The organism is Acetobacter sicerae, from assembly GCF_011516765.1.
Taxonomy (GTDB): Bacteria; Pseudomonadota; Alphaproteobacteria; order Acetobacterales; family Acetobacteraceae; genus Acetobacter; species Acetobacter sicerae.
This window is the reverse complement of the sequence record NZ_JAAABN010000001.1, coordinates 320,985-334,379: the sequence shown is the minus strand read 5'-3', so window position 1 is coordinate 334,379 and position 13,395 is coordinate 320,985. Positions and strand designations below refer to the sequence as shown.

The following is a 13,395-nucleotide window of genomic DNA, read 5'->3' as shown; positions in this document are numbered from 1 at the left end:
AATTTCTGCGCACGGTCGAGGCTGCTCAGCCGGAAAACTCTTTAATGGATTTTTTACTTGATGTGCTCCAAAACCAATTTCCTGGCCTATTTGTTGCCATAAGGTTAATCTATTGTTGTAAATCTACGCAGACAGTCGGTAAGACAGGCTACATAATTTTTTAGAGGATCTCATGGCAGACAAGAAACTTGCTGTGCATACACCCGGTTGGGTCAATGACTTCAAAGCCTTCATTATGCGGGGCAATGTCGTTGATATGGCCGTCGGTGTCATCATCGGTGCAGCCTTTACGGCGATTGTGAACAGTCTGGTCAAGGACGTGTTCAATCCGGTGCTTGGTCTGGCCACAGGCGGCATTGATTTCAGCAATCTGTTCGTGACGCTTAAAGGTCCTGTCGAGCCGACACTGGATGCAGCACAGAAAGCTGGTGCGGTCACCCTCAACTACGGTGTCTTCATCAACGCTGTTATCCAGTTCCTGATCGTCGCCATTGTCATCTTCTGGATGGTGCGCCTTCTGTCCAAGCTGCACACGAAGCAGGCTGAAGAGCCGGTAGCTCCGCCTCCGCCGACGAAAAGCGAACTCCTGCTCCAGGATATCCGGGACGCGATTGTTCATCAGCAGACACACAGCTGATACCGCCTGTCCGTATGAGACTGTAGAAAAGAGGAGCCTCGGCTCCTCTTTTTTTGTCTGCGGCTTTGGATGGCGGGTGAAGTTGTTTTGCCCACAACAGGATCTGACTGTTAAGCAGGGCAGCATTTCATGAAAATTCTTTGGGAAATGGAAAAATTTTATGATCTCCGAAGAACGGGAAGTTCGTCCTGCCGACCAGACAGACACGGAGAGTGATGTGTCGTTATATCCCGAAGAAAAAAATGGAAACAAACGGGTTCGCGCAAAGGTTTCAGCCTCTTTAAGGAAAATAACGGATGTCAGAGGAAATGCTGCCTGGTTCAGGAACAAAACCCTGTCCCTGAAAGAGGCTGCGATCATCAGAAAATATTGGCCCTACATTGAAGCGGCGATTTCGAAAATTGCTGGCTCAGCAGCCTTTGAAATCATCGCCGACGAACTGATCATTGCGAAAATAGCCAATATTGTCATTGATCATCTGCCCCTTCATATGCGGCTTATTCTGCGAAAGACCGGTATGGACCGGATTCTTGTCGCAGCACTGTCCAAAGTAAAGAAACAGATTATTCAGAAAATTGCCGTTCTGCGCACCGAAAAGCTTACGAGAGATGGGAAGCCGACTGTGAAGGAGCATGTTGATGGAGATAAAGAAAAAAACGAACAATAGCTGTTTTCTCAATGAAATTTCTTCTGTGTCGTGAAGGTTTTTCCTGAAAAAGAGAAATGGACAGGTGTGATAACAGGGCGACGATGCTTGGAGAACGGATTTATTCCTTAAGCCTCAACGCAGCTGGCTCAAACACCAAGGAATTTTATTGAGCATTTCTTCAAACCGTTTCAGAAGACCGTTTTTTTGAAAAAGCGGCATTCTGAAACAACCTTTTATCCGGGCAGAAAATACAGGATCAGCGGCACAATGATTGCCGTCACCAGTCCGTTCAGCCCGATCCCCAGCGCCGCAAAAGCGGCTCCCACGGGGTCGCGCTGAGCCACCTGAGCCGCCGCGATCCCGCTGCCTGCAATGCCCGCCGCCAGCCCATGCGCCCGCCAGTCCGTAATCCCGAGCCGTCGCAGGATTGTCTCCCCGATCATCGCCGCGATGATGCCGCCCAGAATGGCGAAGGCCGCCGTCAGCGCCGGAATTCCACCGATCTGTGTGGTGATGGCGATGGCGATCGGCGTCGTCACGGCCTTTGGGGCCATGGACAGGGCGACCTCATGCGAGCCGCCCAGAAGCAGAACGAGAACGATCCCGCTGACCACCGACGTCACGGACCCGGCCAGCAGCGCCAGTGTCATGGCGGGAAGACTGCGGGTGACGAGACGGATTGAATCCGCCAGCGGAATGGCCAACGCGACAGTGGCAGGGCCAAGCAGAAAGTTGATGATCTTCACTGACTCAAAATACGTCGCGTAGGGCGTTTCCGTGACCAGAAGGCCCAGCGCAACGAAAGCGATCGCAAACAGCACCGGATTGGCCCACGGCGCACGACCCAGCCGGATCTGCAACCGGACGCCCAGCGCGAAAACCGCGAGCGTCACGCTCAGCCAGAACAGGGTTTCCATGTTCGGCTCGGGAAGAAAACGCGCGTAAATCTGATGAAGCGTGTGAGAAAGTGACTGCATTGTCAGAGCACCTGTCCGCCTGTGTCTGGAATGCGTTCTGGCGAGGGGCGATCATGGGTCGCCCTGTGCATCACGAACGCCGTCACCATCAGTCCGAGAAGCGTAGAGCCAAAGAGCGCCACGGCGATCGGGAGTCCGTTGGCGAGCAGCACCGGCATCTGCGTGACCAGGCCGACACCGGCCGGGACGAACAGCAGGCCAAGGCAGGCGATCAGGGTTCGGGACAGCGAGGATAGGGCTGGGGTGTCAAAGGAAGAAGCTTTGGGTCCGTCCGTCCGTGTCCGGCTGCGTTTCCAGAGCAGGGCGGCGGCCAGCAGGAACATGCCGATAACCGGACCGGGGACCGGCAGATGCAGAACCATCTGTAGCGCGGACCCCAGAAGCTGGAACAGGATCAGGATAAGGAAGGCTTCCGGCATGGCTTTTTCTTTTTCTTGGGGGCGCATCGGACGCCCGGACCGGAAAAGCCGTGATCCGGGCGTCCGATGCGCCCCGGTTCATGAGGGGGGCGGGCCTTCATCTTGCCCGGAACCCGATAACTGGCAAACCACATTTGCGCGCCCCGCTAACGGGAAGGCGTTCCGGCCCCCGGGAACCGGCCGGAACGCCTCGCGCTGGTCCGTCACATTGGAAGGAATGGGCCGCCTTCAGTCGGCGGCGAATTCCATGTCTTCCTGTGTGACCCCTTCGATGCGGTGGCGGCGCTTGGCCTCCCTGCGTCGTCTGTGGAGGATGCTCTCCGTGTAGCCGTTCGGCTGGCGTGCGCCGTCGAACACCAGTTCGCGGGCCGCCATGAACGCGGGACCGTCCTGATGGGTGGAGAGCGGGATGTAACCGGCCTCATCCTGATTCTGCTCGTCCACCATCCGCGCCATGCGGATGAGCGCGGCTTCGACCTGCGCTTCCGACACGACCCCGTGCATCAGCCAGTTGGCGACATGCTGCGAGGAAATCCGGAGTGTGGCGCGATCTTCCATCAGTCCGACATTGTTCAGGTCAGGCACTCTGGAACAGCCGACCCCCATATCCACCCAGCGCACCACATAGCCGAGAATGCTCTGGAGATTGGTGTCGAGTTCGGCGGCGATCTCCTCTTCCGACCAGTGCGCACCCTGAGCGAGGGGAAGGGACAGCAGGTCTTCCATCGGCAGAGGCGCGTGATATCTGAGTTCCTTCTGGACCTCCATCACATCCACCTGATGATAATGCAGAGCGTGAAGAGTGGCCGCTGTAGGAGAGGGAATCCACGCCGTGCTGGCGCCCGCCCGCATCTGCGCCCCCTTCTGCTCCAGCATGTCGGCCATCCGGTCGGGGATCGCCCACATGCCCTTGCCGATCTGCCCATGGCCACGCGGGCCGATGCCCAGGCCACATTCCAGGCCGATGGCGACGTTGCGCTGCTCGTAGGCCCTGATCCACGGCTCCTTTTTCATGTCGCCTTTCCGCACGACGGCTCCGGCCTTCATGCAGGTGTGGATTTCGTCGCCCGTGCGGTCGAGGAAACCTGTGTTGATGAAGAACACGCGCTCGCGAGCTGCATTGATACAGGCGGCAAGGTTGCAGCTCGTGCGCCGCTCCTCGTCCATGATGCCCATCTTGATCGTGTTGCGGGGCAGGGACAGAATCTCTTCAACCGACGTGAAGATGGCGTCGGACAGCGCGACTTCCTGCGAGCCGTGCATCTTCGGTCGAACGAGGTAGATCGAGCCCATGCGGCTGTTGCGGACCGGGCTGTTGCCGCGCAGATCATGCAGGGCGATGGCGGACAGGATCGCGGCGTCGATCACGCCTTCCGGTGTCTCGTTACCCTCGGCATCCAGCACCATGTCCGTGAACATGTGATGGCCAACGGTGCGGACCAGCATCAGGCTGCGGCCATGCAGGATCAGTGGAGCGCCGTCCGGGGCCGTGTAACGTCGGTCTTCCGAGAGCGCGCGGGTCGTCACCTTGCCGTTGCGCGGGACCGCAGCGGTCAGCGTGCCGCGCATCAGCCCAAGCCAGTTACGATAGACCAGCACCTTGTCCTGTGCGTCCACGGCGGCGACGCTGTCCTCGCAGTCCATGATGGTGCTCATCGCGGCTTCCACGATCACGTCCGCAATGCCAGCCTTGTCCACACTGCCGACGGTGGAGGCGCGGTCGATCTTCAGCTCGATATGCAGACCGCGATTGTTGAACAGCACAGCGCGTGGCTCTGATGGTGGTCCTGCGAAACCGGCGAACTGCGTCGGGTGCTTCAGTCCCGTCGTGCGGCCGCATTCGAGCTTCGCGTGCAGTTCACCGTGATGCACATAGTAGGACAACGTATCGGCATGACTGCCGATGAGCAGCGGCACTGTCTCATCAAGGAATAGCTTGGCGCGACGGACGACGATACGCCCACGCAACGGATTATATTCCGTCCCACACTGGAAAGGCGGCGTCTGGGGCAGGGCGTCCGTGCCGTAGAGCGCGTCATACAGACTGCCCCAGCGCGCATTGGCGGCGTTCAGGGCGTAGCGGGCGTTGTTGACGGGCACCACAAGCTGCGGTCCGGCAATCCGGCCGATCTCCGCGTCCACATTCTGGGTGGAAACCGTGAATTTCGGCGGCAGTTCCTCGACATATCCGATCTCGCGCATGAAGCGGGTGCGGAGGTGCATATCCGTGCCGCTGCTGCCGATCAGGAAATTGTCGATCGCTTTCTGGAGCCGGTCGCGCTGTGCGAGTGCGTGACGAATCCTGGGGGAGTATTCGGCGACAAGACCGGCTACCCCGGCCCAGAACGTCTCCTGCGAAACGCCCGTTTCCGGTAGCACTTCGGTGTTGACGAATGTGTGAAGACCGCGATCGATGCTGATGCCTTCAATCTGGATATGCGTGGTCATGGTCGTGTCTCCGAGGCCGTGACGTTTCGCTGCTGGATGCCCTGTTCTGGATGCATAGGGAGGGGCAGAAAAACGCCACGGCTGCTTCGATGAAATGAGGACCATCGTCCCGCCCGCCTCCGCAGCTGGACGGGACGATGTGCGCCGGATCGGCTCCGGCGCGGGAGTTCAGTGGTCAGTGATGGTGGAACTGGTCATGCTCGGTGGAGCCGTGCATGGCCGTTGTGGAGGACTGACCGCCGCTGGCCGTTGTGGCGACGGCGTCGAACCAGCTCGTACCCACCTCGCGCTGATGGCGGGTTGCGGTGTAGCCTTCCGGCTCCGCCGCGAACTCGGCCTGCTGCAACTCGGAGTAGGCCGCCATGCCGCGCTCGGCGTAGCCTTTCGCAAGCTGGAACATGGAGAAGTTCAGTGCGTGGAAGCCCGCAAGCGTGACGAACTGGTATTTGTAACCCATTTTGCCGATGGTCTTCTGGTATTCGGCAATCTCCTTTTCCGAAAGTTTCTTCTTCCAGTTGAAAGAGGGCGAGCAGTTGTAGGCCAGAAGCTTGCCGGGGAACTTCTTGTGGATCGCCTCGGCGAACTGCTCGGCTTCCTTCAGGTTCGGCTCGGACGTCTCCCACCACAGCAGGTCGGCATACGGCGCGTAGGCCTCGCAACGGGCGATCGCGTATTCGACGCCGAGACCCTCCTTGATCCGGAAGAAACCTTCCGCCGTGCGCTCGCCGGAGAGGAACGGGCGGTCGCGCTCGTCCACGTCCGACGTGAGAAGCTGCGCGGAATGGGCGTCCGTGCGGCAGACCAGCAGGGTCGGCGTGCGCTCGACATCGGCGGCCAGACGGGCGGAGTTCAGCGAACGCAGGTGCTGTGAAATGGGGATCAGCACCTTGCCGCCGAGGTGACCGCACTTCTTCTCTGATGCAAGCTGGTCCTCGAAGTGAACGCCTGCCGCACCAGCCGAAATCATGGAGCGCATCAGTTCGAACACGTTCAGCGCACCGCCGAAACCCGCTTCCGCATCGGCCACGATCGGGGCCATCCAGTAGGTCTTGTCGCCCTTGCCTTCCAGAGTCGCGATCTCGTCACAACGACGCAGGGCGTTGTTGATGCGCGATACCACGTTCGGCACGGAGTTGGCCGGGTAGAGCGACTGGTCGGGGTACATCTGCCCCGCAAGGTTCGCGTCCGCCGCAACCTGCCAGCCGGAAAGGTAGATGGCCTTCAGGCCTGCCTTGACCTGCTGCATGGCCTGATTGCCTGTAAGCGCGCCAAGCGAGTTGATGTAGGGCTCTTCATGCAGCAGTTTCCACAGGCGCTCGGCGCCCATCCGTGCGATCGTGTGTTCGACGGTGAACGACCCGGAGAGCTTCGCCACATCCTGCGCGGTGTAATCCCGCTTGATACCGGCAAAACGGGTCTTGTCGCTGATGAACTTTTCGATGGCTTCAACGGACATGGCGTTGTTCCTTCTTGTTTGTGATGTTTTCAGTTAAGATGGTTTCATTGATTACTTCTACAGAAAAGGAACAGTTTCCTATGAATGCTGTAAATTCGTTTACAAAAATAACTCTATATTTGTAAATCGTGTCATGGCAGGATCATCTTCAACACGCATTGGCCGTATCGTTCGTCGTCTCAGGCAGGAAAGGGAGCTTTCGCAGCAGGCTCTGGCTGCGCGACTGGGAATTTCCGCCAGTTATCTCAATCTGATCGAACATGATCAGCGCAGCGTGACGGCTTCTCTGCTGATCAAGTTCACCCGCGCACTGGATGTAAGCATCGAGGCGCTGTCTGGCTCGGAAGAGCAGAAGATTGAGGCGCAGTTACGGGAAGCGCTGTCGGACCCGGAACTGGGCAACGATATGGAGGGGACGGCCCATGAGGTCGCGGCTGTCGCCTCGCAGGCTCATGTCGCCAAGGCGATTCTGGCGCTGCATCAGGCCTATCGGGCGGCGCGCCATGACGCCGAGGGCATGGCGCTGCCGGGGGGGCGTCGTCTTGTCCTGCCGCAGGAGGAAGTGCGGAAGGTCTATGACGAACATCGCAGCTATTTCCCCGTATTGGAGGAAATTGCCGAAACCGTGCGGGAAGAAATGGCGCGGGATATGGGATTTGTTCGTGGAGAGGGGCTGCCGCAGGCCGAGGTGAACCACGCCGTGGCGACGCGACTGCGCCAGAAGCATGGGGTTGTCGTGCAGGTTCTGCCTCTCGATGATGCTCTGAGGCGTTATGATCCTGTTACGCGCCAGCTTGTTCTTTCCGATCTTCTGCCTCGTGAAAGTCGAGGATTCCAGCTAGCGTTTCAACTCATGCTGCTGGAGGCGAGGGATGTTGTTGAGGCTCTTCTGACGGAAATGGAGCCGAGCACCAGGGAAGCCCGGACGTTCCTGCAGATTGGTCTGACCAATTACGCTGCTGCTGCGGTGCTCATGCCTTACATGGCTTTTCTCAAAATGGCCGTTGCCAACCGCTACGATATGGAAGTGCTGAGTTTCCGCTTCGGTGTGTCGTATCAGCAGGCGGCCCAGCGTCTCGCCAGTCTTCAGCGTCCGGGGGCAAGGGGGGTGCCGTTCTTCTTCGTCAGGACGGACCCGGCGGGAAACATCAGTAAAAGTTTTTCAGCCTGTGGTTTTCCCATTCCACGGCAGGGCAATCCATGCCCGCAGTGGAACGCCTGCACCGCTTTTACAACGCTCGGCCAGATCAAGACGCAGATTGTCGCTTTCACGACAGGCCAGTCTTTTCTGTCGATTGCCAAAAGCTCAATGGGCATGGCCCAACGCTGGGGCGATGCGCGTCCCATACGGACCATTACCATCGGATGCGACCTCTCGCGTGCGCGGGAGGTGGTGTATTCCGACCACCTCAATCTGGATGCGCGACCGACTTCAATCGGCATTTCCTGTCATCTGTGTGACTGGGAGGATTGCCGGTCACGGGCCTTCCCACCGCTGAACCACCGTCTGATCCCAGACATCAATGAGCGCGTCCTGCGTCCGATACCGTTCGAAGGGCCGTGAAGCTGGCGTCGGGCATATAGCGAAAAAGAAGAAGACGGATATTTCGTCTTCTTCTTTCTGGTTCAGCGCGTGTGGGGCTTGAGCCGTTCGGCTTCCTTTGCGTGGTCACGTTGGTTGCGGCCGACACGACAAGATCGACCATTACGGCGGCGGTCAGGGACCGGATCGCCAATACTTCACCCGGATTGGCCGTGGTGACCAAGGCGCTGATGTTGTTGGGCGGCTACGGCATGGTCTGAGCCAAGCGGCCTATCACTCAGGCGCAGGCCTTGTTCACGCCTCCATGCGCTATCCACTGGCGCGCGATGCGCTTCTGCATTCAGGAAAAAGGAACGCACTGACATTTTCCCGTCATGGGATCAGGGCAGGGAACTGGGGGGATGGACTGTTTGTGCACCTGAAATGGTGGCTTCATAGGTATGTCAGAAAATATATCCCAATATATCTTGACGTAAGATATATCGGGATATATATCGGTAAGTATGAAACACAGAAACAGACACGCAGGCGGTCGCAACCGTCAGACTTTTTCTCCCGAAGGCATGGCCGGCGGCAATGAGCCTCGTCGTTCTCACGGGCGTGGCGGGCATCACGGCGGCGGACACCGGGGCGGACGTCACCGGCTTTTCGACTACGGTGAAATGCGCCTTCTGGTCCTCAGCCTGATCGCGGAAAACCCGACCTACGGCTATGAACTCATCAAGACCATCGAGGAGAAATTCGGTGGCAGTTACACGCCGAGCCCCGGTGTGATCTATCCGACGCTCACCTGGCTGGAAGAAGCGGGCTATATTCGTCCGACGGCAGAGGAAGGCCGCAAGAGCTACGGCATCACTTCCGAAGGGGAAGCGTTCGTGGCGTCCAACAGGGCCGCGCTGGACGAAATCCTCGCGCGGGCAGCGCGTGCTGATACCGAAGGAAAGGGTGGACGCCGCTCTCTGTCCATGCCGGTGATGCGTGGGATGGAAAACCTCAAGACCGCCCTGCGTCTTCGTCTACGCAATGGTGGTCTGGATGCTGAAGCCGAAGCGAAGATTGCAACGGTGCTCGACGAGGCGGCTCGCGCCATCGAACAGGTTTGAGAGTGACGGCTACAGAACGATGTAGGGAGCGTATCATGGACGATAGAATTACGGCGGTTCTCGATCTCTATCATGCCCGGATGCAGGAAGAGCGCAGCCGCCCACGCGAAGAGCCACCCGGTGGCCGGGATGGGGGTCAGGATCAGCGCATGCGCGCCATCGGACCCGATACAGGGCGATTGATGAACATTCTGGCGCGCAGCCTCTCCGCCCCGACCATTCTCGAACTGGGCACATCCTTCGGCTATTCCGGGATCTGGCTTTCCGAGGCAGCCCGCGCGACAGGCGGGAAACTGATCACGATGGAACTGCATGAGTACAAATCGGCCTATGCCCGGGACATGGCGGAAAAGGCCGGGCTGGCCGAGTGGATCGATTTCCGTGTCGGCGACGCCGTTTCCATGATCGGAGACCTCACACAAAAGGTCGATTTCGTGTTCGTCGATCTATGGAAGGATCTCTACGTGCCCTGCCTTGAGGCGTTCTATCCGCGTCTCAACCCGGGCGCGATCATCGTAGCCGACAACATGATCCGCCCCGGAACGGAGGATGTGAAGCGTTATGGCCGCGCCATCCGTGCGTTGCCGGGTATCTCCAGCGTCCTTCTGCCCGTGGGGACGGGGATCGAGATCAGCCGCTTCGAGCCGGCTTAAATCTTTTTGCGACGATAATTGGAAACACCCAAGGCTACGTGCGGCCTTGGGTGTTTCTTATCGGCCTGTCGGTCGGACCGGGACAAGACACAGAATCAACTATCCGGACAGCCCTGCTGTTGTGTGCACGGCTTTTCCCGTGAGTATCATCACCGCCGAGATCATGTATTTCGTAGATCCCGGCGGTGATGATCTTTCCGCCTTTTATTGCTCACGCGCTCTTGGAGCGAGATGGGTCGTGCACGAGATGAACAATATAGTCCGTTTTTAAATCATGCGGCCTTGCGTGCGAAAATACGCGCCAGAATGTAGCACGCTATAGCCGTCAGCAGGGAGCTCAGTGCTGTCATACGCTCGCCCGGATCGATCAGCATGGCGATGAAAACCAGAACCACAGCACCGATTGTCACGTAGTTGATCACCGGAAACAGCGGTAGCGCGAAGTTTTCCTTTTCCGTCCCATCCTTACGGGCCAGATGACGTGCAACGATGTAGGACGAGGCGATCAGGCAGTAGATCAGCAGGATCAGACCGCCGCTACAGTTCAGCAGAAAAGCGAAAACCGTTTTCGGTGCGAGAATGGATGAGAAGGCGACGACCGCGCCTGCAATGCTGCTGACCAGAATGGCGAGACGAGGGGCCTCAGCCGTGGAATTACGGGTAAGAACCTGCGGGGCGTCGCCCTTGTCGGCCAGTTCCGTCAGGATGCGGGAGGTGATGTACATGCTGGAGTTGAGGCAGGACAGAACCGCGCTCAGGATAACGAGACGGGTGATGAGGCCCGCGCCCGGAATACCCATCACATCCATGGCTGTCACGAAAGGCGATTTTCCAGCGACAACGGACGTCCAGGGAATGACGAGCAGGATCATTGTGACGGAGGCGAGATAGAACAGCGTTACGCGGATGCCGACGCTGCGTGTCACACGGGCGACATTCTTGCCGGGTTCGGACGATTCAGCCGCAGCAACGGTGGCGATTTCCGAACCCATCATGGTGAACAGGATGGTCGGGATCAGGGAAAGGACGGAGATGAAACCGTGCGGGAAAAAGCCGCCATGACCGAGGAAATTTTCAGCAGCAGGCACGCCCGGACCAAAGATGTGGAAAACATACAGCAGGGAAATGCCGACAAAGAGCAGGATGCTGAGAACCTTGATGCCGGAAAGCCAGAATTCGCATTCACCAAAAATACGGGGAGCGGCGAAGTTGATAAGCTGGAGAAGAATAATCAGGCCGAGAGACAGCGCCCAGACAGGCAGATTGATCCAATCCTGTAACAGCATGGCGCCGGCGATCGCTTCACTGCCCAGCACGACAACCCAGAAAAACCAGTAGAGCCAGCCAGAGGTAAAGCCGACATGGTCGCCGTGCGCCTTGCGGATATATTCCACGAAGGAGCCGCGCCCTGGATCGGCGATCACCATTTCCCCGAGCATACGCATGATCATGAAGATCAGGATGCCGACCATGAGGAAACCCAGAAGGATGGCGGGGCCGGTCGCCACAATCGCAGCGCTGCTTCCGACAAACAGGCCTGCTCCAATGACGCCGCCGAGAGCAATCATCATGATGTGCCGGTTCTTCAGACCGTTTTCCTGTAGCGTGCCCACTGGGTTATTCTGCTCCGCCATGAGAGATAAATCCTCTGTAGATGTCTGTTTCCGTCACCTCTGCCTGGCAGAAGAAAGAAAAAACTGGGTGATAGGTCAGCAATGTTGCTGAATACGAAAGCATGCCGCTCCTTTGTTCCGAAGTCATTACAGTTTAGACGCTGGCTCAGGTCAAGGAACGCAATACCATTTTAGAAGTGTTTGTAGAAATATGCCTCAATGATACCGGCATGTTGGCCAATGGAAGGTGTGCTGTATCCTTCTGGAATGCCTGATCGGGCAAAAGCCTTGGCGGTAGGGCCGGAAAATGCAACCCCACCCGCAACAGCTCCTGATAATGTCTCATCATATTTATATTCGGCTGAAAAATCGATTTCATCCGAGATATGACGTTTGGTGTTCTGGGGCAGGCCCATCCCTCCCGGATACAGCAGGCGAAGATCGTAGAAATGCGCTCCGATCGTCAGTTCATCATCTTTCCGAAGAATATGTACAGGCGGTACTGCTGTTATATTGAACTGATGAATTTCGACATCGGATAACGGCGATAGATACATACCGACGATTTCGCCAGGCCAGTAACCACCGTACGTATAACGACGGCCGTCATACAGAAACAGGGGATCGTAATTTCTCTTGACGGAACCGTGCGAGTTCTTGGCGCCCCCGAACCGGGTGTAACGGTAGAAAACGTAGGGTTTCCACGGCAACTTTGAAAAAATATAGCCCGGTTCAAAATACATTCCGTAAGCTTCTGTCGACTGATACCCGTTGCGGGCATGACTGTTTTCTTCCGCGACGAAGTCTCCGTAAAATGTAAAGTTCTTCGATATGCCAAGGGATTTTATAGGGATTGGTGTTCCTCCCCAGCTCAGAGAAGCGACATTCATTCCATCCCGGCTGCCACGATAATTGTAATTATAGTGCGATGAACTGTCAGAATCGCGAACATGGAGATAGGTCAGCGTCACATAAGCGGCTCGATCTTCATACAGAGATGCGCCGTGTCCTCCCGGCTTGTTCCTGAACCAGGTAACGTCAAAACCCTCAAATTTCGTTTTTGGACGATCGTAGCCCTGATCCTGATCGTTATCGCTGTTGTTCTCAAGCATGAAAACATCAGCACGCACTGAATCCGCTTCGAATTTAACGACGCCGGGACCAGAGAATGCAAAACGTGGCGCATACCACCACGCCCCCCGGCTACCGGAGCTGTAAGCGCCTTTACCAATCATGAAGCCGTCGTCGATCTGAAAACGCTGGCGTCCGCCTTCAATAATCAGTTTCTGATTGCCTTTCAGCAGATGGAGTGGGATCTCGACGCCAAGATTGGCGTCCTCCAGAGTGACAGCGCGAGGTGTTCCGGATGTCTGTGATATACTTTGTGCATCGCCGTCTCCGAGCGTCGTGGATCCGATTGCGGAGATCATGCCGAACACATTGAAGCCCCACTGAGTGTCCCAGCGTCCACTCAGCATGGGTTTCCCATACAATTCGCCATAGGAGGAATTCTTGTTTTTTATGTAGCTTCCGTCTTTGCGGGGCTCATAGGAACCGGCGCCAAAATTGGTGTTGGGGAGAAAGAAAGCTGCTCCACCAATATCGAGCGCACCCATGATCGTAACATTTTTGGCGGAAACCAGCGTTGTTTCCGCCTGCGCATCCTTGTCATAAAGAGGAGAAAGAAACGCAGTGAAAGTGAAAAGGGCAATTTTGCTTTTCTGATGGAGTAGGCTTGTTTTTATGCGACCCGCAAGTGACTCATTTCTATCAAGAAATGATTTGGATTGTGTCTGGTTTTTCATGCCACTCGCCGGATCATCACTAAGAAGGCTACACCTGATTTTTCATATTTATCCCATAATGATATATTATATTCAAGCGTCAAGCACTTTTG

Annotated in this window: 12 protein-coding genes; 6 read left to right on the top strand and 6 right to left on the bottom strand. The window is 57.0% G+C overall.

The features are described 5' to 3' along the window. Window positions 1–172 precede the first annotated feature (172 nt). Both mscL and GVI59_RS01455 read left to right on the top strand, forming a co-directional pair. Window positions 173–637 carry a large conductance mechanosensitive channel protein MscL gene (gene mscL, locus GVI59_RS01460; RefSeq protein ID WP_173572515.1) on the top strand — a complete coding sequence of 155 codons (465 nt, stop codon included), beginning with the start codon at window positions 173–175 and terminating at the stop codon, window positions 635–637. Between the two features lie 160 nt (window positions 638–797). Next, a complete protein-coding gene (locus GVI59_RS01455; protein ID WP_173572514.1) occupies window positions 798–1,304 on the top strand; it encodes a hypothetical protein in 507 nt (168 codons plus the stop codon). Between the two features lie 215 nt (window positions 1,305–1,519). Here GVI59_RS01455 and GVI59_RS01450 read toward each other — a convergent pair whose 3' ends face one another. The 4 genes from GVI59_RS01450 to aceA form a co-directional block, all read right to left on the bottom strand. Beyond that, window positions 1,520–2,263 (bottom strand): LrgB family protein, encoded by a 744-nt coding sequence (locus GVI59_RS01450; RefSeq protein ID WP_173572513.1) that lies wholly within the window; start codon window positions 2,261–2,263, stop codon window positions 1,520–1,522. A 2-nt stretch (window positions 2,264–2,265) separates the two neighbouring features. Continuing rightward, the gene (locus tag GVI59_RS01445) at window positions 2,266–2,682 is read right to left on the bottom strand and encodes a CidA/LrgA family protein (RefSeq protein WP_173572512.1); all 417 of its coding nucleotides are present in this window, start codon (window positions 2,680–2,682) and stop codon (window positions 2,266–2,268) included. 228 nt (window positions 2,683–2,910) lie between these two features. Continuing rightward, window positions 2,911–5,130 carry a malate synthase G gene (locus GVI59_RS01440; protein WP_173572511.1) on the bottom strand — a complete coding sequence of 740 codons (2,220 nt, stop codon included), beginning with the start codon at window positions 5,128–5,130 and terminating at the stop codon, window positions 2,911–2,913. 175 nt (window positions 5,131–5,305) lie between these two features. Beyond that, window positions 5,306–6,586: an isocitrate lyase gene (gene aceA / locus GVI59_RS01435; protein ID WP_173572510.1), complete on the bottom strand. Its 1,281-nt coding sequence runs from the start codon at window positions 6,584–6,586 to the stop codon at window positions 5,306–5,308. A gap of 133 nt (window positions 6,587–6,719) precedes the next feature. Here aceA and GVI59_RS01430 point away from each other — a divergent pair, with 133 nt between their 5' ends. The 4 genes from GVI59_RS01430 (at window position 6,720) to GVI59_RS01415 (ending at window position 9,885) form a co-directional block, all read left to right on the top strand. Next, the gene (locus GVI59_RS01430; protein ID WP_173572509.1) at window positions 6,720–8,150 is read left to right on the top strand and encodes a helix-turn-helix domain-containing protein; all 1,431 of its coding nucleotides are present in this window, start codon (window positions 6,720–6,722) and stop codon (window positions 8,148–8,150) included. Between the two features lie 101 nt (window positions 8,151–8,251). Continuing rightward, on the top strand, window positions 8,252–8,389 hold the full coding sequence (locus GVI59_RS01425; RefSeq protein WP_173572508.1) for a hypothetical protein: 138 nt from the start codon (window positions 8,252–8,254) through the stop codon (window positions 8,387–8,389). Window positions 8,390–8,632: 243 nt separating this feature from the next. Next, complete coding sequence (locus GVI59_RS01420) at window positions 8,633–9,232, top strand: PadR family transcriptional regulator (RefSeq protein ID WP_173572507.1); 600 nt, start codon at window positions 8,633–8,635, stop codon at window positions 9,230–9,232. Window positions 9,233–9,267: 35 nt separating this feature from the next. Continuing rightward, window positions 9,268–9,885: an O-methyltransferase gene (locus GVI59_RS01415; protein WP_173572506.1), complete on the top strand. Its 618-nt coding sequence runs from the start codon at window positions 9,268–9,270 to the stop codon at window positions 9,883–9,885. 272 nt (window positions 9,886–10,157) lie between these two features. Here GVI59_RS01415 and GVI59_RS01410 read toward each other — a convergent pair whose 3' ends face one another. Next, the gene (locus GVI59_RS01410; protein ID WP_173572505.1) at window positions 10,158–11,519 is read right to left on the bottom strand and encodes an amino acid permease; all 1,362 of its coding nucleotides are present in this window, start codon (window positions 11,517–11,519) and stop codon (window positions 10,158–10,160) included. A gap of 170 nt (window positions 11,520–11,689) precedes the next feature. Next, a complete protein-coding gene (locus GVI59_RS01405; protein WP_242012864.1) occupies window positions 11,690–13,303 on the bottom strand; it encodes a hypothetical protein in 1,614 nt (537 codons plus the stop codon). Window positions 13,304–13,395: the final 92 nt, after the last annotated feature.

Coding starts and splice junctions, on each gene's coding strand:
- GVI59_RS01405 (WP_242012864.1), bottom strand. CDS start 13,303: ATGAAAAACCAGACACAATCCAAATCATTTCTTGATAGAAATGAGTCA.
- GVI59_RS01420 (WP_173572507.1), top strand. CDS start 8,633: ATGAAACACAGAAACAGACACGCAGGCGGTCGCAACCGTCAGACTTTT.
- GVI59_RS01455 (WP_173572514.1), top strand. CDS start 798: ATGATCTCCGAAGAACGGGAAGTTCGTCCTGCCGACCAGACAGACACG.
- GVI59_RS01430 (WP_173572509.1), top strand. CDS start 6,720: ATGGCAGGATCATCTTCAACACGCATTGGCCGTATCGTTCGTCGTCTC.
- GVI59_RS01415 (WP_173572506.1), top strand. CDS start 9,268: ATGGACGATAGAATTACGGCGGTTCTCGATCTCTATCATGCCCGGATG.
- GVI59_RS01440 (WP_173572511.1), bottom strand. CDS start 5,130: ATGACCACGCATATCCAGATTGAAGGCATCAGCATCGATCGCGGTCTT.
- aceA (WP_173572510.1), bottom strand. CDS start 6,586: ATGTCCGTTGAAGCCATCGAAAAGTTCATCAGCGACAAGACCCGTTTT.
- mscL (WP_173572515.1), top strand. CDS start 173: ATGGCAGACAAGAAACTTGCTGTGCATACACCCGGTTGGGTCAATGAC.
- GVI59_RS01450 (WP_173572513.1), bottom strand. CDS start 2,263: ATGCAGTCACTTTCTCACACGCTTCATCAGATTTACGCGCGTTTTCTT.
- GVI59_RS01445 (WP_173572512.1), bottom strand. CDS start 2,682: ATGCCGGAAGCCTTCCTTATCCTGATCCTGTTCCAGCTTCTGGGGTCC.
- GVI59_RS01410 (WP_173572505.1), bottom strand. CDS start 11,519: ATGGCGGAGCAGAATAACCCAGTGGGCACGCTACAGGAAAACGGTCTG.